Below are 23,923 nucleotides of genomic sequence, written 5' to 3'. Positions count from 1 at the left end.
AAAAATTTTAAACAAATGTTTGAGGAAGGGGTGGGAGGGTGAGAGAGGGAGAGAGCTGGAGGGAAAATAAGGGGCTGAAGTGGTATATAAGATGAGTAATTAGTAATGAGTAATGGGTAATGGGTAATGAGAGATAACTGCGGAAGTGCTATATATTATATTAGTTTTTGTTTATGTGAAAACTGGGTTGGGATGCCTGCGGCATGGCAAAGGGAGTGGATATACTTTGCGTGTGGTGATTTGTGTTTTTAAGTTTGGGCTAAAGCCAATGGAATTTATTCTTTTTGATGAGAACGGGCTAAATCCTATTGAATATTGTACGCCTTATTACTTATTACTTATTACTTATTACTTATTACTTATTACTTATTACTTATGACAACGCTTCCTCCCCTAGCCCTGATAGAAACGGTTACCCCGCAGCATAGGCTGGAAAGCTGCCGGATTGATGCCTGGAAGCGAAAGGCGTGAGGAGTATGAGTGGATAGCAGGATAAAGCTCCTGAAAAAATCAGAGAGTTTGAGAATATGAAAGATTGAGTGAACAGGGTTGAGGATTTGCCAATTTGGTATTCTGCATGTATAGGTCCGCTAGATAGAGAACATGAAAAGAATAGTTATAAAAAAAACATTCCGTAAGAATGCTGATTAAGCGGACTCCTACGGAATGACTTTAAAACGAAGTATATTTATTTTAATTCAGAACATAGGATGTTCCGTCTCTTCCGTCTTTTAATTCGATTCCTTCAGCAAGCAGTTTATCTCTGATCTGGTCTGAAAGTTCAAAGTTTTTGGATTTTCTCGCCTGATTTCTTAATTCGATCAGTACTTTCAACGTCTGATCAAGCTTTTCATTATTGTTTTCCTCTACTGTCTGTAGTCCCAATACATCAAAGATAAAAGCATTCAATGTTGACTTTAAGTCTTCAAGGTCTGCTGTTGAAATGGTTTCTTTACCATCGTTTAAGGCAAAGATATATTTTACAGCTTCAAATAAATGAGCGATCAGAATTGGAGAGTTGAAATCATCCGTCAGGGCATCATAACATTTGTTCTTCCATTCTGTAAGGCTAAAACCAGACTGTTTTGTATCATCAGGGGTAATGGAATTCAACACTTTTACAGCCTCCATCAATCTGATAAATCCTTTTTCACTGGCAATCATGGCATCGTTGGAAATATCCAGAACACTTCTGTAATGTGCCTGCAGGAAGCAGAAACGTACAATTGAAGGGTGAAAAGGTTTCTCAAAGAAGTCGTTATCTCCTGTAACCAGCTGCATCGGAAGGATATAGTTCCCTGTAGATTTACTCATACGCTGGGAGTTCATCGTCAGCATATTGGCGTGCATCCAGTAATGTACCGGAGCTGCGCCATTGCAAGCTTTCCCCTGGGCAATTTCACATTCGTGGTGGGGGAATTTCAGGTCCATTCCTCCTCCATGGATGTCAAAAGTTTCACCTAAATATTTAGTACTCATTGCAGTACACTCAAGGTGCCATCCCGGGAAACCTTCTCCCCAAGGAGAGTTCCATCTCATAATGTGAGCAGGAGATGCTTTTTTCCAAAGGGCAAAATCCTGTGGATTTTTCTTTTCTCCCTGTCCGTCAAGATCACGGGTATTGGCAAAAAGCTCTTCTATATTACGTTTTGACAATTCACCATAGTTCAGCCCTCTTTTGTTATATTCCAGTACATCGAAATATACGGAGCCATTGCTTTCGTAAGCAAAGCCTGTGTCTATTAATTTCTGAGTAAGCTCAATCTGTTCAACAATGTGACCGGTAGCCGTAGGCTCAATATTCGGAGGAAGAAGATTAAACATATCCAGAACTTTGTGGAAATCCACTGTATATTTCTGTACAATTTCCATGGGCTCCAGCTTTTCCAGACGGGTTTGCTTAACGAATCTGTCGTTATTTACATCTCCGTCATCAGTAAGGTGCCCGGCATCGGTAATATTTCTTACATATCTTACTTTATACCCCAAATGCATTAGGGTACGGTAAATAAAATCGAAGGAAAGGAAAGTTCTTACATTTCCCAGGTGTACATTACTGTATACTGTAGGTCCGCAGACATACATTCCTACATTTCCTTCCAGGATGGGTTTGAATATTTCTTTTTCCGCCGTAAGCGAGTTGTATATTTTTAGTTGCATTTATTTTTTATTAAAAGATTCAATAGTTTTAAGATTCAAAAATTAGTTAAAATAAAAATCTGTCACAACAAATAATCGTTGTGATAAAAATTTTATATGAAACCTTTTTAAATTTTATCATAATCAAATCGCTTTTAAATGATGCTGCAAATGATCTACATAATCGTTGATGATGTATTCCAATGTAAACCTCTGAGGTTCTGTTTTGGTGGTATCACAAGTTCTTTGCAATGCTTCATCAGGAATATTTTCTACGACATGAACAATCTGATAATTCAATGCTTTCCAAAGGGCAATAAGCTCTGCAGTGGGAACATTCTGATAGTTCTGAGCCTTTACCCAGATATTCTGATCGTATACGATATTCTCGTTCTCTTTATATTGAGTGACTACAAATCTACGGATATTTGTAAAAGCACTGTCACAAAGATGACCAATTATTTCTTTTCTGGACCATTTCTCCGGTGCAGATTTATACGTCCATTCTTCTTCAGAAATATTCTGAAATCTAAGAAGCTCAGCGTCAATAATATTTTTAAGGATTTGGTATTCCATAATTAATAATCCAGTTTTGCATGGCTTCCTACATAATGTAAGAATTCCTGTCTTGTAATAGGGTTTGTTCTGAAGATCCCACTCAATTCTGCTGTAATGGTGGAACTTGCCGTATCTTTAATTCCTCTGCAGTTGACACAAAGGTGCTTTGCATCGATGATACATGCTACGTCCTTTGTTCCCAAAGCTTCTTTTAAAGCATCTACAACCTGCATGGTCAATCTTTCCTGAACCTGTGGTCTTTTGGCATAGTAATCAACAATCCTGTTAATTTTTGAAAGCCCGATTACTTCTCCGTTGGAGATGTAGGCAACATGTGCTCTTCCTATGATGGGTAAAAAGTGATGTTCGCAGAAAGAATATACCGTGATATCTTTTTCCACAAGCATCTGGCGGTATTTGTATTTATTGGAAAAAGTTGAGATACCCGGTTTGTTTTCCGGAAGAAGTCCTCCGAAAATTTCATTGACATACATTTTGGCAACACGCTTTGGAGAATCTTTCAGGGAATCATCCGTCATATCCAGTCCCAGTGTTTCCATAATCTCCCCGAAAAGCTCAGTAATCTTTTCTATTTTTTCCTGTGGCGATTTATCAAAAGCATCTTTCCTTATAGGCGTATGTTCTTTTCCAGTGAAAATATCATCGTCGTTATCAGTAAAATCAACCATTTTTATTTAATTTGCAGCAAAAATACGGATAATATCTGTTCCTCTATATTCAATTGGGACGAAAACATTATCTTTTATAACCTACTCTGATTAAAAAGCCTATGATTATTGTCGAAGAAGTACAAAGCAAAGACCAAAAAAAGGAATTTCTGGAATTTCCGGCACAACTTTATCAACACGACAAAAATTATATTCGTCCTCTGGATCAAAATATTGAAGAAATTTTCGATCCTAACAAGAATAAGTTCTTTAAAAATGGGGAATGCAAGAGATTTCTGTTTAAAAAAGGTCACAAAACCATTGGCAAGGTGGCTGTTTTTATCAATAACTGTTATGAGCAAAAGCAACCTACCGGAGGCATTGGTTTTTTTGACTGTATTAATGATCAGCAGGCAGCTGATTTTATTTTCGATCATTGTAAGGAATGGCTTCAGAAAAAGGGAATGGAAGCGATGGATGGCCCTATCAATTTCGGGGAAAGGGATAAATTCTGGGGGCTTCTGACTGATGGTTTTATAGAGCCATTATTTGGAATGAACTACAATTTCCCGTATTACAGGGAACTTTTTGAAAATTATGGTTTTCAGATCTACTTTGAGCAGCTTTGCTTTACAAGACCGATTTTTGCGGAAGTTTCCAGGATTTTTACCATTGCCTATGAAAGGAATAAACGAAATCCCGCTATTTCTGCACAACCAATGAAGAAAAATAATCTCGAAAAGTTTGCCAGAGACTTTACAGAAATCTATAATAAAGCGTGGGCGGCCCATGGAGAAGGAAAACAGCTGGAAGAAGCGAAAGTCCTGAAAATGTTTAACAAAATGAAACCCATCATTAATGAACATATTTCATGGTTTGTGTATGAAAATGAGACTCCCATTGCCATGTGGATCAATATTCCGGACCTGAACCAGTGGTTTAAATATCTGAATGGGAAATTCGGACTGTTTGAAAAGCTTGTCTTCTGGTTCCTGAAACAGTTTAAAAAGAACGAAAAAATGGTTGGCCTCGTTTTCGGTGTGGTTCCTGAATGGCAAAAGAAGGGAATCGACGGATATATGATCTGGGAAGGCACTCAACACCTGAGAAAACATACGGACTTCAAAATCACTGAACTTCAATGGATTGGCGACTTCAATCCTAAAATGATCAAAATTGCTGAGACTCTTGATACAACGGTTACAAGAAAACTGGCAACCTACCGGTATCTGTTTGACAGGAATAAAGTGTTTGAAAGACATCCTTTTTTGTAATTTTGACTCCTTTTTTGCCTTAAATATCACATTTAATTACATTTAAAGGATAATATTTGTATTTTTGAAAATAACTTTGAATAAACTTAAATAAAACCATCAAAAATGAGAAAAGTAATTATGGGCGCCTTATTGGTGTCTTTCAGTATCACTTACGCACAAAATTTAACACCGGGCAGTTACCAGGCCAGTTATTCAAGTACGCTTTCCGTAAACAACCTTGGAGGAGATCACGCGGTATTCGGAGTAAAATCTGAAAACTCAGGAAGGGCTTTAAAATATGATGAAATCATTGGATCACCTTATTACAGTACTGAATTCCGTTCTGCTAAAGTAGCGGAAAACTTTGATAAGATTCCCGTAAGATACAACAGTTACAAGGATGAAATAGAGTTCCAGAAGGATGGAAAGCCATGGGTTTTACCAAAAGAAGAACAATACTCCAGAATTGAAGTGGCTTCTCCTAAAAATACGATTGTATTGCTTCAGACTAATGATGACCTGGACGGTTATTTTTTTGAAATTGCCAATGGACAGAATAAACTTTATAAAAAGGTAAAGACCAAATTTAATGATGCTGTACCGGCGTCCAACTCTTATGCCTCAGATAAAGCTGCTTTCTTTAAAACGTTAGATCCTGTTTATTATATCAAAACTGAGAAAGGCTTTATCAAGAAACCTAAAAAATTAAAAGATATCCTGGAATTATTCCCTGCGAAAAAAGAATCTCTGGAAACTTTTGTAAAATCGAATAATATTAAATTCAATAAAGAAGAAGACCTCATCAAACTGGTAAGCTTCATGAACGGATAAAAATAAACCCCTGTGACTATTCACAGGGGTTCCTTCATTTTTGGTACTTTTATTAGAATAGCTCACCGGCTACTTTTTTTATGTTATCGCTTTTCCCCATTGAATAGAAATGCAATACAGGAACTCCGAAATCTAAAAGCTCCTTGCATTGGGCAATCGCCCACTCTATCCCGATCTGCTTTACGGCTTCGTTATTTTTTGCATTTTCCACTTCACTGATCAGCTCTTCCGGAAGGTCTATTTTGAATACCTGTGGCAGAATTTTCAAGTGCTTTTTAGTGGCAATCGGCTTTATTCCGGGGATAATAGGAACGGTAATTCCCATTTCTCTTGCTTTCTGAACGAATTCAATGTACTTTTTATTGTCAAAGAACATTTGAGTTACGATATAATCTGCTCCGGCATCCACTTTTTGTTTCAGCCATTTCAGATCGTAATTCATGGAAGGGGCTTCCATATGCTTTTCAGGATAACCTGCTACCCCGATACAGAATTTATTATGTTCATCACAAACCTGTTCCTCATTATGAAGATATTTTCCTCTTCCCAGATTGTTGATCTGATTCACAAGATCCATGGCACTGGCATGTCCCCCCTGAGTAGGCTCAAAATACTGATGTCCTTTCATGGCATCACCTCTTAAGGCCATTACATTGTCAATTCCGAGGTACATACAGTCTACAAGAAGGTATTCGGTTTCTTCTTTGGTAAAACCTCCGCACAATAAGTGGGGAACGGTATCTACATTATATTTATGCTGAATGGCCGCACATATTCCCAGTGTTCCGGGGCGCATTCTTGTGATGCGGCGCTCCATAAGACCATTTCCTTTATCTAAATAGATGTATTCTTCCCTTGAAGTGGTCACATCAATGAATGGTGGCCTGAACTCCATTAACGGATCAATGTTCGTATACAGGTCTTCAATACCAATTCCTTTTTGGGGTGGAACAACTTCTAAGGAGAACAAAGTTTTTCCATTTGCGTTTTTTATATGATCAGTTATTTTCATTTATTAAATTTTATATTTTAAATTCCTATGTTTTGCTATGCTATTAAAGCCAATCAAGAATTATTTTAAATGGGTTTGAGTAGAAATATCTGTAAATATTAAAGCCTAAATAAGGCATGCCTCCTAATGCATACAGGCCAAAAACAACCGGCAATGAAGTGGCATTATATATTTTAAAAATCCAATTTTCAATCTTCAGACTCAAGGCTGCAGTTGAGGCCTTATGCCTAAGTAAAAACATCGTAAACAACAGAATGGTATTGGCCAAAAAGAACCATCTTCCAAAATCTGAAGCTACCGCACAAAGAAGTACGATGGGAATAATCTGCAATAGCGATATTGCCAACAATACCGGAAAATTCTTTTTATAATATATATATGCTCCTGCTGTCGTAAATAAAAAGTTGATCCCAATAAGTAAACCTAAACCAATCATATTATAAGGCTCTTTTACTATATCTGAAATCAATCTTGGCCGCCCGTCAAATAATCCTGTGTTAAATTTTACATTTTGCAGATAAGGACTGTAAGGCTTCCATGAGTCATAAATAATCTGAATATTGTTTGATAACCCGTTAAACTTCAGAAACATCAGTAAGAACACTATAATAGAAGGGGCTAATGTTACTCCAAGATCTGAAAGTTTCCGTAATACACTTCCCTTTCCGATGTAAAACAGCTGAATAAATATAAGTGGAAAAAAAAGAAAAATAAATATTGATTCATGCACCAGTATCCCTAATGATAAAAATACATTGAGCAACCATTTAGATTTTCCATTGACAAAGATAAACAGTACTATATAGGAAATAATGAGTACTTCCATATCCTTTGAAATATGATATAATGTAAAGTAAACAAAAGGAAACAGAAATAAAAACGGGGAAAGAATATAAAAGAGTGATATTTTAGACCTATACAAAATATGCCCAACTATCCCTGACAGCAATATAAAAAAGGTACTATACAAAACCCGTAAAATATCGACAGGAGAAAAGCCTGTCAGTTTTGTAATAATAAAAATAAGCTGGCCATCCAGCCCTCTTTTAATAAAACCGGAAGTATAGTTGATAAAATAGTCTGAGTTGTAAACTGATTCATCAAAAGATCTGCTCAGTAAAAAACCTGCGTTTTGATACAACAGGACCGTCAGAATAATGATACTGAGAATATTCAGAGCTACAGGCAGCTTTTCGGTTATAGTCTTCATATATTGATTCTAATCTGCTAAATTGGGTGACAACCATTTTCTAGCTTCCTGGATGCTACAGCCTCTTCTTGCCGCATAATCCTTAAGCTGGTCTTCTGTAATTTTTCCTAATCCGAAATACCGGGCATGCGGGCTTCCGAAATAGTATCCTGAAACGGAGGCTGTCGGGAACATGGCTAAGCTTTCTGTAAGGAAAACGCCTGTATTTTCTTCCGCTTTTAAAAGATCCCAGATTGTTTTCTTTTCCAGGTGATCAGGGCAAGCCGGATATCCCGGAGCAGGACGTATACCTTTATATTTTTCTGCGATGAGTTCTTCGTTGCTCAATTCTTCCTGTACAGCGTAGCCCCAATATTCTGTCCTTACTTTTTTATGTAAAAATTCTGCATAGGCTTCTGCAAAACGGTCTGCAAGAGCTTTTACCATGATGGCGTTGTAATCATCATTCGCTTTTTCATATTCGGCAGCAAGTTCATCGGTTCCGAAACCTGTAGTGACACAGAAAGCCCCCATATAATCAGTTTTACCTGAACTTTGCGGCGCAATAAAGTCACTTAAGGCCAGATAATCTTTTCCTTTTGATCTTTGGGCCTGCTGTCTTAGTGTTAAGAATTTTGCCTGCTCATTATTGTTTTCATCAAAAATGATGATATCATCGGTTTCATTGGAATTGGCTTTGAAAATTCCAAAGACGGCTTTTGCTGTTAATAATTTTTCATCCAGGATTCTTTTCAGGATAACCTGCGCGTCTTTGAATAATTCTTTGGCCTGTACTCCTACCACCTCATCTTCCAGGATATTGGGATATTTTCCATGAAGATCCCAGCTTCTGAAAAATGGCGACCAGTCGATAAAAGGCAACAGTTCATTCAGATCCTGATTTTCAATTACTCTTACACCTAAATTGTTCGGTGTAAAAATTTCTTCATTCTCCCAGTCTATTTTAAAATGGTTCTCCCTTGCTTCTTCAATGGAAGCATAATCTTTATCTACCTGTCTGCTCAGAAACTTCTCTCTGAAATCTGAATAATCGTTTTTAAGATCGGAAACATATTCTTTATTTCTGTCTCCCAATAATGAGCTTACCACATTGACGGCTCTTGAAGCATCATTAACATGAACGACTGCATTTTTGTATTTCAAATCGATTTTCACGGCGGTATGTGCTTTTGAAGTTGTAGCACCACCAATCAGTAGCGGAAAATCCAAATTCTGTCTTTCTAATTCTGAGGCGATATACACCATTTCATCCAGACTTGGCGTAATCAGACCGCTTAATCCTATGACATCTACTTTTTCAGCAATGGCTGTCTGAATAATCTTTTCGGCAGGAACCATTACCCCGAGGTCAACGATTTCATAATTATTACAACCCAGTACTACGCTCACAATATTCTTTCCTATATCATGAACATCGCCTTTTACTGTAGCCATTAAGATTTTTCCATTGGCAGGTTTCGAACCATCTTTTTCTGCTTCAATGAACGGCTGTAAATAAGCTACTGCCTTTTTCATGACCCTTGCAGATTTCACTACCTGTGGCAGGAACATCTTTCCACTTCCGAATAAATCTCCCACCACTCCCATTCCTGTCATCAGGTTAATTTCAATTACATGAAGTGGTCTTTCCGCCAATTGTCTCGCTTCTTCTACATCTTCTTCAATAAAGCGGTCAATTCCCTTTACCAAAGCATAGGTAATTCTTTCCTGCAATGAATTATTTCTCCATTCTAAGTCTTCAGTTTTTTCCTTTTTTACAGATTTATGTTTTTCGGAATAATCCAGAAGTCTTTCTGTAGCATCTTCTCTCCTGTCAAGGATTACATCTTCTACAAGTTCCAGCAATTCTTTATTGATCTCGTCATAAACTTCCAGCATGGCAGGATTTACAATACCGATGTTCATACCTGCCTGAATGGCGTGATAAAGAAATACGGAATGCATGGCTTCTCTTACGGTATCATTTCCCCGGAATGAGAAGGAAACGTTGCTTACGCCTCCACTTACGGATGCATAAGGCAGATTTTGTCTCACCCAGCGTGTTGCTTCGATAAAATCAATGGCATTTCTTCTGTGCTCATCCATTCCTGTAGCTACCGGGAAAATATTTAAGTCGAAAATAATATCTTCAGCCGGAAAACCGATCTGGTTCACTAAAATATCATAAGACCGTTTTGAAATTTCAATTCTACGTTCAAGATTGTCGGCCTGCCCTACCTCATCAAATGCCATTACAATCACTGCAGCACCATATCTTTTGATGGCTTTGGCATGTTTGATAAATTCTTCTTCCCCTTCTTTTAAGCTGATAGAGTTTACCACACATTTCCCTTGTGCTACCTGAAGACCTGCTTCCAGAATTTCCCATTTGGAAGAGTCTACCATGATCGGGATTCTTGCAATATCCGGCTCAGAGGCTATTAAGTTCAGGAATTTGATCATCGATGCTTTTCCATCGATCAGCCCATCATCGAAATTGACATCCAGAATCTGTGCCCCACCTTCTACCTGATGGCGGGCAATATCCAGGGCTTCAGAGAATTTCTCTTCTTTGATGAGTCTTAAAAATTTTTTGGAGCCGGCAACATTAGTTCTTTCACCCACATTGATGAAATTACTTTCCGGCGTTATGATAAGAGGCTCAAGGCCTGATAATCTTAAATATTTCATTTTATTCTTCTAAAATATAATAGGCATTATTGGCATTCTGCCTCAATAAATCCCTATGCTTACTTAAAGCAGTGATCAATGGAAATCTTTTATAAGCCAGATTATGTTCTCTTGCAAATTCTTCAATTTCCTCTGTGATCTCATTATAATACATATAACTGTAGTTCGGAAACAGGTGGTGGGCAACATGGAAATTAAAATTTCCCAATATATTTCTTACCAACCAGTTATTTTCTTTTAAATCATTGGTCACTTCAAACTGGTGATGAAGCCAGCTGAAAGGAAGACCGTTGTCTTTATTTAATTTTGGAAAGGCATTATCAGGAAGCGGATGCAGAGGCAGTAAAACAAACAATGCAAAAATACTTGCTGAAATAACCTGTAAAAACCAGGCTCCCAAAGCCAGCCCTATTGATACTTTAAAGAACACAACAGGAATTACAATCTGATAAAAAAAGTAAAACAGCTTATAGCTTATCATTTTTACCTTTTCTATGACCGGGATTTTCCCCTGCGTCTTCAGAATCACTCTTTCCTTATCAAAGAAGTCTCTGAAGTCTCTTATAAACATCCAGTTGAACAAATACAAAGGATATACTAAAAAGAAGAACTTATCCTGATACTTCTGAATTCCTTTTGCCTTAATCCATGGGACAATCAAAAGCAGACCGCTCTGCTCTATATCGGTATCCCATCCGTCCACATTCGGATAGGCATGATGGCTTGCAATATGTCTTTTTTTCCAGATATAGGAGTTGGCCCCTACGAAATCAAAAATGTGCAGCACTGCTCCATTCAGTCTTTTGCTTTTAAAGATGTTGTTATGGGCTGCTTCGTGGATCAGATTTAAATAAATTAAAACCAGAGAGATTCCCATCAGAACAAAACTGAGTATATACAGCCAATGTTTTTCGGCATTAAAGACTGCGAAAAAATATAAACCGAGATAGATCAGTGGCAGAATGACCGCCTTTATTTTAATATAAATATCCCTGTTTTCAGGAATTGCTTCTACCCGTTGGTTCACTTTCTTTCTCAGTTCATTAAACAATCTGGCATCGTCAGAATCTTTTAAGTAACTCGGCTTTTCCATTATATTAAATTTTTGTGGTTTATTTAAAGATAATATTTATAACCCAGCCTTCATTCTTGATTTTAATTAAAAAAATCTATCTGATCATACGAATTCCTTCAATTTTCTTGGAGGATAAGCTTTCACCAGATCTGCAATCGCCCTGATATGCTCAGGTGTGGTACCGCAACATCCCCCGATAATATTGATCAGCCCTTTCTCTGCATATTCTTTAATCTGTCTGGCCATATCTTCGGGAGTTTCATCGTATTTTCCGAAAGCATTGGGTAAACCTGCATTCGGGTAAGCTGAAACATAAAATTCCGAATTATGAGCCAGGGTTTCCAGATAAGGGGTCAGCTGATCTGCTCCTAAAGCACAGTTAAAGCCTACGCTTAATAGATTCAGGTGGGAAACTGAGATCAGAAAGGCTTCAGCGGTCTGTCCGCTCAATGTTCTCCCTGAGGCATCGGTAATGGTTCCGGAAACCATGATCGGAATCTTAATTCCTCTTTCTTCCTGCAGTTCATCAATGGCAAACAAGGCGGCTTTGGCATTCAGGGTATCAAAAATGGTTTCTACCAGCAGGATATCTGAACCTCCGTCTAATAAGGCTTCACACTGTTGCTTGTAAGCGACTCTCAGTTCTTCAAAAGTAATGGCTCTGTATCCCGGGTCATTTACATCCGGGCTTAAACTTGCCGTTCTGTTGGTAGGACCAATGGATCCTGCAACAAATCTTGGTTTATCCGGATTCTTTGCTGTGTATTCATCACATGCTTTTCTTGCGATTTTTGCAGACTCATAGTTCAGCTCATAGACCAGATCTGCCATGTGATAATCTGCCATGGCGATAGTAGTCCCGGAGAATGTATTGGTCTCAATGATATCTGCTCCCGCTTCCAGGTATTTCTTATGAACTTCTTCAATAGCCTGAGGTTGGGTAAGGGAAAGCAAATCATTGTTTCCCTTCACCGGATGTTCCCAGTCTTTGAAACGATCACCACGGTAATCTTCTTCTTCAAACTTATATCGCTGCAGCATGGTTCCCATGGCTCCGTCCAGGACGAGGATGCGTTCTTTGAGGGCTTTGTTTAGTGATTCTATATTTGTCATGTCTCTTATGTTGATGAGGATGACAGGACTTCGTCCTGTCGTGGGGTTAAATTGCCCCGTTGGGGCTTTTTTATTAATCTAAAGCTTGCTTCAGGTCTGCGATGATGTCATCTACGTTTTCTAAACCTACTGAGCAGCGAACTAATCCTGCTGTAATTCCTACTTCGTTTCTTTCTTCGTCTGACAGTTTAGAGTGCGTAGTAGAGGCCGGATGGGTAACGATCGTTCTTGTATCGCCAAGGTTCGCAGACAATGAACACATTTGTATCCTGTCTAAGAAGTTCCTACCTCCTTCTATTCCTCCTTTTATTTCAAAGGCTACAATATTTCCTCCCAGCTTCATCTGCTTTTTGGCTACTTCATAGCTTGGGTGGGATTTCAGGAATGGATATTTTACCAGTTCAACGTTTGGATGGGCTTCTAAAAATTCTGCAACCTTCAGAGCATTTTCACAGTGCTTTTCTACACGGATTGCTAATGTTTCCAGACTTTTTGATAATACCCAAGCGTTAAAAGGTGATAATGCAGGTCCTGTATTTCTTGCAAAAAGATAGATTTCTCTGATCAGGTCTGCTTTTCCTACTGCTATTCCTCCTAATACTCTTCCCTGTCCGTCAATCAGTTTCGTTGCAGAATGTACAACAACATCCGCACCATATTTGATCGGCTGCTGAAGATAAGGGGTTGCAAAACAGTTGTCTACAATAAAGATCAGGTTATGTTTTCTGGCTATCTGCCCGAAAAACTCAAGATCCAGAATTTCAATCGCAGGATTGGTAGGGGTTTCCAGATACAGGATTTTCGTATTGGGCTTAATATACTGCTCAACATTTTCTGCATCTTCAGCTTTGAAATAAGTGGTATCAATATTCCATTTGGGGAAATATTTGGTGAACAGCGTGTGAGTAGATCCGAAAACCGACTGACAGCTTACGATATGATCTCCTGCACTCAATAATGCTGCAAATGTTGAATAAATGGCAGCCATTCCTGTAGCAAATGCATATCCTGCTTCTGCGCCTTCCATTTTTGCAATTTTCTCTGTGAATTCGCTTACATTGGGATTAGAGAAACGGCTGTACAGGTTTTTAGGTTTTTCTTCTGCAAAGCTTGCCCTCATATCTTCTGCATCCTGAAAAATAAAGCTTGAGGTAAGATATAGTGGAGTGGAATGTTCATCAAACTGGGTTCTTTCAGTCTGGGTTCTTATTGCTGATGTTTCGAAATTTTCCATATAGTTTTAATTTGTCAATATACCAATGAATTGATTTATTTTGTTTCACTTACTCTTAAAATATCTCCGAATACCCCTCTTGCCGTTACCTGTGCTCCAGCTCCGGCTCCCATAATAACGATCGGGTTTTCACCGTAGCTTTCGGTATAAATTTCAAAGATTGAATCTGAACCTTTCAGCTGTCCTAAAGCTGAAGTGGCAGGTACAGAAATCAGTTTTACATCCAATTCGCCTTTGTCTTTCTGTAAGTCACCATGTAAATCACCTACATATCTCAACACATGGCCCGGCTCCTGGCTTTCTTTTATTTTCTGGTATTCTTCATCCAGCTCTCCTAATCTTGTAAGGAATTCCGATTTTGAAACTGATAATAAACTTTCAGGAACCAGATTCTGAATATTGATATCTTCAAATTCATTGATCAGATCCAATTCTCTGGCCAGGATCAGCAGTTTTCTTGCCACGTCATTTCCTGACAGATCTTCTCTTGGATCCGGTTCTGTATATCCCTTTTCCAAAGCTTCATTGATGATTGTTGAAAATTTATCGTCTCTCAAAGAGAAATTATTGAAAACATAGCTCAGTGTTCCGGAGAACACTCCTTTGATCCTTGTAATATTTTCTCCTGAAAGGTGCAGTAATTTGATGGTATCAATTAACGGTAGCCCTGCCCCCACATTGGTTTCGTACAGGTAACGTCTGTTATTTTTGTTTAATGTATATCTTAGTTTACGATACTCTTCAATAGGAAGTGTATTGAAAATTTTATTGGAAGAAACGAGATCGAATCCATTCTCAGCCAAAGCATGGTAGTTCTTTACGAAGTCCTTGCTTGCCGTATTGTCTACAACGATCAGGTTTTCCAGTTGATTTTCATTGGAAAAATTGATCAACTCTTCTACATTGGAAGAATGCTTTGCTGTTAAAACCTCATCACTCCAGTTCGATTCAAATCCTTTTTTATTGAACGCAATTTTTTTGGAATTGGCTACTGCCACTACTTTCAGATCTATATTTTTACGTCTTTTAATCTCTTCTGAAGATTCCAGAACCTGTTCGATCAGTGTTTTTCCAACATTTCCATGACCTATAATGGCCAGATGAACAGTTTTAGGTTTTTTGAAAATTTCAGATTCTATGATATTCCTGGTTTTCTCATCCTGTGAAGAAGTGACTACAATATTAACCCTGTTTTCTCCTGCCACCTGATTAAGAAGCAGCGGGAATACATTATTTCTCGCCAGTTCGGCAAAGACTTTATTGAAATCTTCCGCTACAAAACCAATAACAGAAACGTTGTTGATACTGTAAATCTGGGAAACTTTCCCTGATTTTCTTTCTTCTTCAAATTCATCAATAAGACAAGCTACCGCTTTTTCCGCATCATTTTCGTGTACCAGTATAGAGATACCGTTTTCTACCGCCTGCTGGGAGATCACCCCTACACTGATCCTTGCTAACGTCAGTGCCTTAAAAATTCGTCCATCAATACCGATTTCTCCTAAGAAATCTTCTCCTTCAAACTTGATGATTGATCTGTTCTTTAAAAATTTTATTTCATTCGCCTTTTTCATTACTTTATAAAATGTTTTTTATGATATTATTTAATTGTTGATATTCCATCAGGAAGGCATCATGCCCATGTATTGACCGGATCTCATGATAAGAAACAGTCTTGTTTTTTTCCTTTAAACTCTCAAAGCACATTCGGATTTCAGAAGCAGGGAAGAATAAGTCTGTATCTACGGAGATCAGGTGCATTCGTGCTCCTATTGCCTCCAGAGATGATTCATCAGCGTTTATATTCATCAGCAGATGGTTCATCAGTTTGTAAGCTTTTAAACTAAACCTTTCGTTTAGAGCATTACCATGGTATACCAACCAGTCTTCTGATTCCAGGCGCTGTTTATCCTGATTATATGTATTTTGAAATCTGTCATTGAGCGATTGTGGAGTTCTGTAGCATAACATCGCATGAATTCTCGCTTTTTGTAAAGGTTCATCTTTATCATTCAATAAAAATTTCTGAACCAGACATTGTGCGTGAAGCCAATCATGGGTTCTGTAATCACAGGCTATAGGGATAAAGATTTCAGCAAGCTTTGACTGCTTTGCCAGCATTTCCCATGCGATTCCTCCCCCAAGAGAACCTCCGATAATGGCATATATATTTTTGATCTTTAAAGCTTCCAGCCCTTTCAGAAACAGATTGGCTATATCTGCAGGGGTGAAGTCTTCATAATCTTCAATTAAAAACTGATCGTAACCGTTTCCGGGAATATTGAAACACAGAACTGTATATTTATTGGTATCAACAATCTGATTTTCTCCTACCAATTGTTTCCACCATCCTTTTTCGCCGGATACTGTTGAATTTCCGGTGAGGGCATGATTGATCAAAATAATGGGAGCTGTAAAGAGTTCTTTCCCGAAAAGCTCATAGCTCAGCGGGATATGGTATTCCTTTTGGGAATTTGTCTGATACGAAAGATTAATATAGTTTAGTTCTGTTTTCAATTCTATTATTTTAATACAATTGAAAATGCCACAGGAAATGGCTGAAAAAGAACTTCAGTAAGTTATCTGTCCAAAATAATTTTGGTAGAACGTAGCACCTTCTTTGCTTGCACAAAGGGTTGCTAAGGTTTCATCGGGTCTAATCCCTCAACCTTTCTTGATAACATTTTCAATATTTGAATGAACGAATGGTGCAAAGGTAGTTCTTTTCTTTTAATTTCAAAAAAAAAATATTTTAATATTTTAAAAAGCCCTTAAATACAAGTATTTCAGAGGCATATTAAGAATTATTCAGATGGAAAAAATTGGAATTACTTTACAAAAAAACTAACTTCGTATTGAAAAATGACTACCTATGACTGCCGAAAAAGAAAGATTACAAGATACCAAATGGAAAAACTGGGGACCTTATGTAAGCAACCGGCAATGGGGCAATGTACGGGAAGATTACAGCCCGAACGGAAATGCATGGAACTTTACCAATCATCATAATGCCGAAAGCTATGCCTATCGCTGGGGCGAAGAAGGTATTGCAGGGATCTCTGATGTGAAACAGCTTTTCTGTTTTGCTTTTTCATTCTGGAATAAAAAAGATAAAATTGTAAAGGAGCGATTTTTTGGGTTGAGCAATCCGCAGGGAAATCATGGTGAAGATATCAAAGAAATTTTCTATTACCTGGATAACACACCTACCCATAGCTATATGAAGATGGTGTACAAATACCCTATCAATGAATTTCCTTATGACGAGTTGGTGCTTGAAAACGGAAGACGGAGCAAAAAAGATCCTGAATACGAAATTTTTGATACCGGAATTTTTGATAATGATGAGTATTTTGATATTTTCATTGAATACTGTAAAGCCGATCACAATGATATTCTGGCCAGAGTTACCATCTGTAACCGAAGCAGGAATGATGCCCCTATTGTCGTCATCCCTACTGCCTGGTTCAGAAACAACTGGAAATGGGGTTATAATACCTATAAGGGAGAATTAAGTGCTGCTTCTGAAGACGGAAGCATCAATATCGGGCACGACAGTATTTCCATCAAAAAGCTCTATTCGAGAAACGGAAATGCAAAAAGTGTATTTTGTGAGAATGAAACCAATACTCCGAAACTTTACGGTACTCCACTGATTGAAAACAGCTATTATAAAGACGGCATCAATGATTTTGTTATTCATAAAACTGATACCGTAAATCCTGAGCAAAAAGGGACTAAGGCTGCTTTTCTGATCGATGAGATCATTGGAGCCGGACAATCTAAGGTCTTTGAATTCAGATTATGTCCTGACGGAACAGAGGAACCTTTTGAAGGATTTGATGAAATCTTCAGTACCAGAAAGGCTGAAACAGAAGAATTTTACAATGAGGTTCAATACGATACGGTACATGAGGACGAAAGGAATGTTCAAAGGCAGGCATTTGCCGGACTTCTATGGAACAAACAGTTCTATCATTACAATATCGGAAAATGGCTGAAAGGGGATCCGAATTTTGAGGCTCCGAGAAATTTCAATGAATATGTAAGAAATACGGAATGGAATCATCTTCACAATAAAGATATTATTTCCATGCCTGATAAATGGGAATATCCGTGGTATGCCACCTGGGATCTGGCTTTTCACTGTGTTCCTTTTTCCATTATTGATGCTGAGTTTGCCAAGGGACAGCTTTTACTGCTGACTAAAGAATGGTATATGCATCCCAACGGACAGCTGCCTGCCTACGAGTGGAACATGAGTGATGTAAACCCGCCCGTACATGCATGGTCCTGCTTCCGTGTTTTCAAGATTGATGAAAAAAACAATGGAAAACCGGATCTTCTATTCCTTGAAAAAGTCTTCCAGAAGCTTCTCCTCAATTTCACCTGGTGGGTCAACCGTAAGGATAAGAACGGAAAAAATATTTTCGGAGGCGGTTTCCTGGGGCTTGATAACATCGGAGCTTTTGACCGGAATATGGTATTAAAAGACGGACAGCATCTTGAACAGGCTGACGGAACAAGCTGGATGGCCATGTACGCCCTGAATATGATGCGCATTGCGATGGAGCTTGCCCAATACTACCAGGTATATGAAGATATGGCCATCAAATTTTTTGAACATTATCTTTATATCGCGGAGGCCATGGAAAACCTGGGTGACGGAACAAAAGGTCTCTGGAATGAGGAAGACGGATTCTTCTATGATGTGCTTCAGCTCGGGAACGGAGAAAGTGTTTCTTTAAGACTGAGAAGTATTGTAGGATTAATCCCGATGTTTGCCGTTGAAATTGTAGATCACCGTCTATTGGAAAAGATGCCGAATTTCAGAAGCAGAATGGAATGGATCTTAAAAAACAAACCGGAGCTTACCAAACTGGTATCACACTGGGATGAGGAAGGCCACGGCAGAAAACACCTGATGAGCATTCTCCGTAAAAACAGACTCACAAAGGTTCTCACCAGAATGCTTGATGAGAAAGAGTTCTTAAGTTCTTATGGAATCCGGGCCATGTCTAAGGTATATGAAGAAAATCCTTTTGTATTCTCTGTACATGGAACAGAAAATATGGTCTACTACACGCCGGCAGAGAGCGACAGCCGTATGTTTGGGGGAAACAGCAACTGGCGCGGCCCGATATGGTTCCCTATCAACTTCCTGATTGTGGAAAGCCTGCAGCGTTTTCACTATTACTATGGAAACAGCCTGAAAGTGGAATTTCCAACCGGGAGCGGCGATAAGAGAAATCTTGATGAAGTGGCTCAGAATATAAGTAAGAGATTATGTTCAATATTTTTAAAGGATGAACATGGGCAGCGTGCCTTCAACGGAGGAAATCCGAAATTCAATTATGATGAGCATTTTAAAGATTATATCACCTTCTTTGAATATTTCCATGGGGATAACGGAAGAGGTGTAGGAGCTTCTCATCAGACCGGATGGACGGCCACTGTAGCGAAACTGATCAAGCCGAGACTCACTCTTTAATGAATGATGAGTAATAAATAATCAGTAATGAGTAATAAAAAAGCCGGATCAACATCCGGCTTTTTCTATTTTTTAAGTAAGAGATTAAATTTTCTCTCCGTTCACATAGACTTCGTAGCCGATTTCTACATTCGGTTCCAATGTTTTTGATACGGAACAGTATTTTTCAAAAGACAGCTCTGCAGCTTTCAATGCTTTTTTAGGATCAATTTCACCTTCTAAAAGGAATTTCACAGTGATTGATTTAAAAGGTTTCGCATCATCTACCTGCACTCTCTCTCCTTCTACTTCCGCCTGAAAGCTTCTGATCTCCTGACGCTGCTTCTTTAAAATAGAAACCACATCAATCCCGCTGCATCCTGCTACTGCCATCAGTACGCTTTCCATCGGAGAAACTCCTTTTGCTCCCGGCTGAGAAGTATTGTCCAAAAGGATAGAATTCCCCTGGGAGTTTGTGCATTCAAATAAAAAGTCGTCGTTTATTCTGTTAAGTGTTATTTTCATTATTGCTTATTGCTTATTGCTTATTGCTTATTGCTTATTGCTTATTGCTTATTGCTTATTGCTTATTGCTTATTGCTTATTGCTTATTGCAAAGTTATAAAATTCCTCTAGCTTTTATTTCCAAATATTTATTGATAACATCGATATTTAAATTTTCAGGAAGCGTATATACGGTATAAATTCCATATTTACGGAGTTCCTGAATGATCAGTTTTTTTTCGAATTCGAATTTTTCAGCAACAATCTCGTCATAGATTTCCTGCATATTTTCAGGATTTTTGTTGATCAGGGTCTGCAGTTCAGCGTTTTTGAAGAATACGACTACCAGTAAATGGTTTTTAGCAATTCCACGAAGGTATTTCAACTGGCGGTTAAGCCCATCCAGCGTTTCAAAATTGGTAAAAAGTAAGATAAGACTTCTTTGATTGACGGAATATTTTACATCCTGATACAAACGGTTGAAATCACTTTCAAAGAAATCGGTTTTAATATTATAAAGCGCTTCTGATATTTTTTTCAGCTGTCCCGATTTATTATCGGCTGCAATTTTATTCTCTGCTTTTTTGGAGAAGGTCATCATCCCTGCCCTGTCTCCCTTTCGAATAATAATATGTGACAATGCCATAGCAGCATTGATTGAATAATCCAGAAGGCTCAACCCGTTGAAAGGCATTTTCATTGTTCTGCCCTTGTCAATCAGCATAAAAATACGTTGTGATTTTTCATCCTGAAACTGGTTGACCATAAGACGATTGGCTTTAGAGGTCGCTTTCCAGTTGATGGTTCTGATATCATCACCAGGAACATAATCTTTGATCTGCTCAAATTCCATGGTATGCCCCAGTTTTCTGACTCTCTTGATCCCTCCCATCAGAAATTCGCTTTGCAAAGCCATCAGTTCATATTTTCTGAGATGGATAAATGAAGGATAAGCAGGCAATGCCGCATCTTTCTGAAAAGTATACCTTTTTGAAACGAATCCCAAAGGCGAGGAAGCATAGATATTCAAGCCTCCAAAATGGTATTCACCTCTTTCTTTGGGTACTAATGTATATTGAAAAAGGGTATTGGCCCCGGAATCTATCTTCTTCTCAATGGAGAAGTCCCTTTTCTGAAACTGGAACGGGATCTCGTCAATGATTCTTGTAGTAACTGTAAAACTGTAATTGTTTTTGATATCAATTTTCACAAAATTCTCGTCACCATTAGACAGTTTTTCCGGTAATATCCTCTGGGCCTGCAGGGCATTCTTCTGATTAAAAAGCAGCAGATAATCTACCATAGCCGCAAGGAAGCAGATCAACAGGACAATGTGGGCTCCCCACATCAGGACCGGAAAGAAAAATGCCAGAACATACAACACGCCCACTCCGATGAGCGTAAAGAAGAAACGTGTATTGATGTATAAGTTTTTCATTTTTTAGGTGGCAGGTGGCAGGTTGCAGATGAAAGGTTTTAGATGGTCGTTTATTAGCTTTTTCACATTCATTATTATTGTAAGGAACTAATGAGTCCGTTCAACATTTTGGATATTTCTATAATTTCCTGATTTAGTTGCAAATAGTCATCTTCATTTAAAAACCCGAGATTTTTTGAAATTACTAATTGTGTTTCTACTTCTGCACAACTGCCCCTTGATATTTTTAAAAATTGCAGATAATCAGGTTTACTTCTTCTTGAGTTTCCTTCAGCAATGTTGGATGGTATAGAAACAGCGGCTCTTCTGATTTGTGATATTAATCCGTAGACTTCGGTTTTGGGAAATGTTTCAGTAATCCTATAAATTTCAGTAACAAAATCAATCGATTTCTGCCAAACTAAAAGTTCTTTAAAATTTGCCATACGTAATATTGTGTACTTTAATTAAATTGGAATTCACTATCACCTGTTTCCTATTATCTACTACCTTGGAATCTCTATTCCTTCTAAAATCTGGCGTATGATTTCATCTGCTGTAAGACCTTCCATTTCTCTTTCAGGAGAAACAATTACTCTGTGTCTCAGGACAGCATAGCTCGCTTCTTTAATATCTTCAGGGGTTACAAAATCTCTTCCTCTTAACGCTGCAAAGGCTTTTGAAGCGGTAAGAAGAGCTAATGAGGCTCTTGGAGAAGCTCCCAGGTATAAAAACTGGTTTTCCCTTGTGTTGATAATAATTTTAGCAATATATTCCATCAGCTGTGTTTCCACAACAATTTCTTTTACCAAGTGCTGATAGTTTTTCAGCTGTTCTGCTGTGATGACATGATTGATTCCTTCGGTTTTATCTTCTTTTTTGCTTTCATGCTGATTTTTTATGATCGCAATTTCCTGCTGAAGGTTAGGATATCCGACATTGATTTTGAACAGGAAACGGTCCAGCTGGGCTTCAGGAAGTCTGTAAGTTCCTTCATGTTCTATGGGGTTTTGAGTGGCAATAACAAGGAACGGATCTTCCATGATATACCGGGTGCCGTCCATTGTGATCTGTCTTTCTTCCATGACTTCAAACAAGGCAGACTGAGTTTTGGCCGGCGATCTGTTGATCTCATCAATCAATATGAAATTGGAAAAGATAGGTCCTTTTTTAAATTCAAACTCCGAGTTCTTTACACTGAAAACTGAGGTTCCCAAAATATCAGAAGGCATCAGATCCGGTGTAAACTGAATTCTGCTGAATCCTACATCAATGGTCTTTGCCAATAATTTTGCTGTAATTGTTTTGGCTACTCCCGGCACACCTTCAATAAGGACGTGTCCATTTGAAAGTAAGGCAGCCAAAAGATGCTCGATCATGCTCTCCTGTCCCACAATGACCTTTCCGATCTCAGCTTTTACCTTATCAAGGCTTGCACGGAGTTCGATCATATCTATTCTGGACTGAAACTGATCTTCGCTTTTATTAAGATTTATAGAAGTTTGATTTTCTGTGTTTGGGTTATCAAGGTTTTCCATAATTTTTATTTTTTTAATAGGACGGTGCCCTATCTTTTGTTAAATCGTCCCGTTGGGACTCTTTGTTGTTTTATTTTAAAATTTCATCAAGCAGTTTATTGATCCTTACAAGGTCTTCTTTCATTACTCCGGCGTAAGGATCCTGGGCTTTTTTAATAAGATGAATAGCTTCATTGATCATTTCCATAGGTTTTCCTGTCTTCAGCTGGAGCTTCTTGGCAAATTCATCATCCAGATTCTGGGTATCGATGAGTAGCTCCATCCTTACCTTATTCAGGAAATACTGAGCTTTCTTCGCCATCATATCATGAAAATCACCTTCCTGAAGATAAAGATTTCCAATGCTTTTTACAAATTCCAGTGATGTATTTTTCAAAGGTTCTATTACCGGCACTATTCTCTGCTTTCTTTTGGCATTAAAAAAGATAAATAATACCAGCCCTCCCAATAAAACCCACCACGCATATTTCAAGGCCGGCTTTGAGAGTATGAATCTCATAAAGAAACGGGATTCTTTGCTGCTACTTTTTACAAACCACAGGGTTTCCCTATCCTGAAGATAAGAGAATACATCCTGTGCATATTTTATATTTCCGGGTTTCAAAAGGTAGTAATTGGTAAGAAAAAGAGGTTCGCTGTGAACGTAAATATTTCCCTTTCCGAATTTCACTTTAATAAAGTTTGCCTGATCTGTATTTCTTTTTTCTACCGTTTTTCCCAGTACCTGAACTCCGGGTTTAATAAACGAGAATCCTCTTCCTGACGGGAGTTTATCTAATTTAATAAAATCATTCTGATATTTCTTATCTGTAAGTTTCAGTACATTTTCTTCTTCAAATGATATTTCGGAATCATAATATCCTATACTGTCTGAAACTTCTTTCGGCATACGGCTTACCATCAGCATTGCATCAGACCCTTTTGAAACCTGTTCCAGAATTTTCTTCCAAGATGCTCCATCCAATTCATTTTCGATAACCAATATATTGTGAAGATCTTTCTGATTCCGGCTATAATATTCGTAAGAAGCCAGCTCCATTCTCTTCAGGTTATTCTTGAAGAGGGTTTTTGCTTCATTATTGAAAACAAAAAGGCCAAAAGGAGATTTCTCATGAATATCGAAATTTTTACGCCAGTTGATGGTTTCTTTTTTATTAACTTCAAGCAACGCCAGAATAATCATCACAATGATGAAGATTACAGCATATATTTTGAAAGTTTTGTTCAT

19 protein-coding genes and 1 riboswitch are annotated in these 23,923 nt (G+C 38.1%); of the genes, 3 read left to right on the top strand and 16 right to left on the bottom strand.

What is annotated here, in order from left to right; genetic code table 11:
* Positions 1–693: 693 nt before the first annotated feature.
* From cysS to folE, 3 genes are all read right to left on the bottom strand, one after another.
* On the bottom strand, positions 694–2,160 hold the full coding sequence (gene cysS, locus BBI00_RS18955; protein ID WP_065400386.1) for a cysteine--tRNA ligase: 1,467 nt from the start codon (positions 2,158–2,160) through the stop codon (positions 694–696).
* A gap of 123 nt (positions 2,161–2,283) precedes the next feature.
* A complete protein-coding gene (locus BBI00_RS18950) occupies positions 2,284–2,715 on the bottom strand; it encodes a DinB family protein (RefSeq protein ID WP_065400385.1) in 432 nt (143 codons plus the stop codon).
* Positions 2,716–2,717: 2 nt separating this feature from the next.
* Positions 2,718–3,386 carry a GTP cyclohydrolase I FolE gene (gene folE, locus BBI00_RS18945; protein ID WP_065400384.1) on the bottom strand — a complete coding sequence of 223 codons (669 nt, stop codon included), beginning with the start codon at positions 3,384–3,386 and terminating at the stop codon, positions 2,718–2,720.
* Between the two features lie 101 nt (positions 3,387–3,487).
* Here folE and BBI00_RS18940 point away from each other — a divergent pair, with 101 nt between their 5' ends.
* Together BBI00_RS18940 and BBI00_RS18935 are read left to right on the top strand one after the other, a co-directional pair.
* Entirely contained in the window at positions 3,488–4,639 is a 1,152-nt protein-coding gene (locus BBI00_RS18940; protein ID WP_065400383.1) for a hypothetical protein, read from the top strand.
* 105 nt (positions 4,640–4,744) lie between these two features.
* On the top strand, positions 4,745–5,452 hold the full coding sequence (locus BBI00_RS18935) for a hypothetical protein (protein WP_065400382.1): 708 nt from the start codon (positions 4,745–4,747) through the stop codon (positions 5,450–5,452).
* Between the two features lie 52 nt (positions 5,453–5,504).
* Here BBI00_RS18935 and metF read toward each other — a convergent pair whose 3' ends face one another.
* From metF to BBI00_RS18895, 8 genes are all read right to left on the bottom strand, one after another.
* Positions 5,505–6,464 carry a methylenetetrahydrofolate reductase [NAD(P)H] gene (gene metF / locus BBI00_RS18930; RefSeq protein ID WP_065400381.1) on the bottom strand — a complete coding sequence of 320 codons (960 nt, stop codon included), beginning with the start codon at positions 6,462–6,464 and terminating at the stop codon, positions 5,505–5,507.
* A gap of 43 nt (positions 6,465–6,507) precedes the next feature.
* Positions 6,508–7,674, bottom strand: coding sequence for a hypothetical protein (locus tag BBI00_RS18925; RefSeq protein ID WP_065400380.1), 1,167 nt, complete (start codon positions 7,672–7,674; stop codon positions 6,508–6,510).
* A gap of 9 nt (positions 7,675–7,683) precedes the next feature.
* Positions 7,684–10,344 (bottom strand): methionine synthase, encoded by a 2,661-nt coding sequence (gene metH, locus BBI00_RS18920; RefSeq protein ID WP_065400379.1) that lies wholly within the window; start codon positions 10,342–10,344, stop codon positions 7,684–7,686.
* A 1-nt stretch (position 10,345) separates the two neighbouring features.
* Positions 10,346–11,437, bottom strand: coding sequence for a fatty acid desaturase family protein (locus BBI00_RS18915; RefSeq protein ID WP_065400378.1), 1,092 nt, complete (start codon positions 11,435–11,437; stop codon positions 10,346–10,348).
* Between the two features lie 84 nt (positions 11,438–11,521).
* On the bottom strand, positions 11,522–12,532 hold the full coding sequence (locus BBI00_RS18910) for a homocysteine S-methyltransferase family protein (RefSeq protein ID WP_065400377.1): 1,011 nt from the start codon (positions 12,530–12,532) through the stop codon (positions 11,522–11,524).
* A gap of 73 nt (positions 12,533–12,605) precedes the next feature.
* Positions 12,606–13,766 (bottom strand): O-succinylhomoserine sulfhydrylase, encoded by a 1,161-nt coding sequence (locus tag BBI00_RS18905; protein WP_065400376.1) that lies wholly within the window; start codon positions 13,764–13,766, stop codon positions 12,606–12,608.
* 35 nt (positions 13,767–13,801) lie between these two features.
* Positions 13,802–15,340: an ACT domain-containing protein gene (locus BBI00_RS18900; protein WP_065400375.1), complete on the bottom strand. Its 1,539-nt coding sequence runs from the start codon at positions 15,338–15,340 to the stop codon at positions 13,802–13,804.
* Positions 15,341–15,344: 4 nt separating this feature from the next.
* A complete protein-coding gene (locus tag BBI00_RS18895) occupies positions 15,345–16,283 on the bottom strand; it encodes an alpha/beta fold hydrolase (RefSeq protein WP_065400374.1) in 939 nt (312 codons plus the stop codon).
* 59 nt (positions 16,284–16,342) lie between these two features.
* A riboswitch (SAM riboswitch) is annotated at positions 16,343–16,450 on the bottom strand.
* 188 nt (positions 16,451–16,638) lie between these two features.
* On the opposite strand from BBI00_RS18895, the gene BBI00_RS18890 reads away from it, so the two are divergent.
* Positions 16,639–19,257, top strand: coding sequence for an MGH1-like glycoside hydrolase domain-containing protein (locus BBI00_RS18890; RefSeq protein ID WP_065400373.1), 2,619 nt, complete (start codon positions 16,639–16,641; stop codon positions 19,255–19,257).
* An 84-nt stretch (positions 19,258–19,341) separates the two neighbouring features.
* Here the strand turns inward: BBI00_RS18890 and BBI00_RS18885 are convergent, their stop codons facing one another.
* The 5 genes from BBI00_RS18885 to BBI00_RS18865 form a co-directional block, all read right to left on the bottom strand.
* On the bottom strand, positions 19,342–19,761 hold the full coding sequence (locus BBI00_RS18885) for an OsmC family protein (protein ID WP_065400372.1): 420 nt from the start codon (positions 19,759–19,761) through the stop codon (positions 19,342–19,344).
* Positions 19,762–19,855: 94 nt separating this feature from the next.
* A complete protein-coding gene (locus BBI00_RS18880; RefSeq protein ID WP_065400371.1) occupies positions 19,856–21,178 on the bottom strand; it encodes a DUF58 domain-containing protein in 1,323 nt (440 codons plus the stop codon).
* Between the two features lie 74 nt (positions 21,179–21,252).
* Positions 21,253–21,603 carry a four helix bundle protein gene (locus BBI00_RS18875; protein ID WP_065400370.1) on the bottom strand — a complete coding sequence of 117 codons (351 nt, stop codon included), beginning with the start codon at positions 21,601–21,603 and terminating at the stop codon, positions 21,253–21,255.
* A 60-nt stretch (positions 21,604–21,663) separates the two neighbouring features.
* Positions 21,664–22,695 (bottom strand): AAA family ATPase, encoded by a 1,032-nt coding sequence (locus BBI00_RS18870; RefSeq protein ID WP_065400369.1) that lies wholly within the window; start codon positions 22,693–22,695, stop codon positions 21,664–21,666.
* A gap of 70 nt (positions 22,696–22,765) precedes the next feature.
* Positions 22,766–23,923 (bottom strand): DUF4350 domain-containing protein, encoded by a 1,158-nt coding sequence (locus BBI00_RS18865; RefSeq protein ID WP_065400368.1) that lies wholly within the window; start codon positions 23,921–23,923, stop codon positions 22,766–22,768.

Source organism: Chryseobacterium arthrosphaerae, assembly GCF_001684965.1.
Classification (GTDB): domain Bacteria; phylum Bacteroidota; class Bacteroidia; order Flavobacteriales; family Weeksellaceae; genus Chryseobacterium; species Chryseobacterium arthrosphaerae.
This window is presented reverse-complemented; position numbering and strand designations above follow the sequence as displayed.

Excerpts from the sequence above, each read along its gene's own strand:
- BBI00_RS18885 (WP_065400372.1), bottom strand. The coding sequence starts at position 19,761 with ATGAAAATAACACTTAACAGAATAAACGACGACTTTTTATTTGAATGC.
- BBI00_RS18925 (WP_065400380.1), bottom strand. The coding sequence starts at position 7,674 with ATGAAGACTATAACCGAAAAGCTGCCTGTAGCTCTGAATATTCTCAGT.
- BBI00_RS18940 (WP_065400383.1), top strand. The coding sequence starts at position 3,488 with ATGATTATTGTCGAAGAAGTACAAAGCAAAGACCAAAAAAAGGAATTT.
- BBI00_RS18865 (WP_065400368.1), bottom strand. The coding sequence starts at position 23,923 with ATGAACAAAACTTTCAAAATATATGCTGTAATCTTCATCATTGTGATG.
- metF (WP_065400381.1), bottom strand. The coding sequence starts at position 6,464 with ATGAAAATAACTGATCATATAAAAAACGCAAATGGAAAAACTTTGTTC.
- BBI00_RS18870 (WP_065400369.1), bottom strand. The coding sequence starts at position 22,695 with ATGGAAAACCTTGATAACCCAAACACAGAAAATCAAACTTCTATAAAT.
- folE (WP_065400384.1), bottom strand. The coding sequence starts at position 3,386 with ATGGTTGATTTTACTGATAACGACGATGATATTTTCACTGGAAAAGAA.
- BBI00_RS18875 (WP_065400370.1), bottom strand. The coding sequence starts at position 21,603 with ATGGCAAATTTTAAAGAACTTTTAGTTTGGCAGAAATCGATTGATTTT.
- BBI00_RS18935 (WP_065400382.1), top strand. The coding sequence starts at position 4,745 with ATGAGAAAAGTAATTATGGGCGCCTTATTGGTGTCTTTCAGTATCACT.
- BBI00_RS18915 (WP_065400378.1), bottom strand. The coding sequence starts at position 11,437 with ATGGAAAAGCCGAGTTACTTAAAAGATTCTGACGATGCCAGATTGTTT.
- cysS (WP_065400386.1), bottom strand. The coding sequence starts at position 2,160 with ATGCAACTAAAAATATACAACTCGCTTACGGCGGAAAAAGAAATATTC.
- metH (WP_065400379.1), bottom strand. The coding sequence starts at position 10,344 with ATGAAATATTTAAGATTATCAGGCCTTGAGCCTCTTATCATAACGCCG.
- BBI00_RS18950 (WP_065400385.1), bottom strand. The coding sequence starts at position 2,715 with ATGGAATACCAAATCCTTAAAAATATTATTGACGCTGAGCTTCTTAGA.
- BBI00_RS18900 (WP_065400375.1), bottom strand. The coding sequence starts at position 15,340 with ATGAAAAAGGCGAATGAAATAAAATTTTTAAAGAACAGATCAATCATC.
- BBI00_RS18890 (WP_065400373.1), top strand. The coding sequence starts at position 16,639 with ATGACTGCCGAAAAAGAAAGATTACAAGATACCAAATGGAAAAACTGG.
- BBI00_RS18880 (WP_065400371.1), bottom strand. The coding sequence starts at position 21,178 with ATGAAAAACTTATACATCAATACACGTTTCTTCTTTACGCTCATCGGA.
- BBI00_RS18910 (WP_065400377.1), bottom strand. The coding sequence starts at position 12,532 with ATGACAAATATAGAATCACTAAACAAAGCCCTCAAAGAACGCATCCTC.
- BBI00_RS18905 (WP_065400376.1), bottom strand. The coding sequence starts at position 13,766 with ATGGAAAATTTCGAAACATCAGCAATAAGAACCCAGACTGAAAGAACC.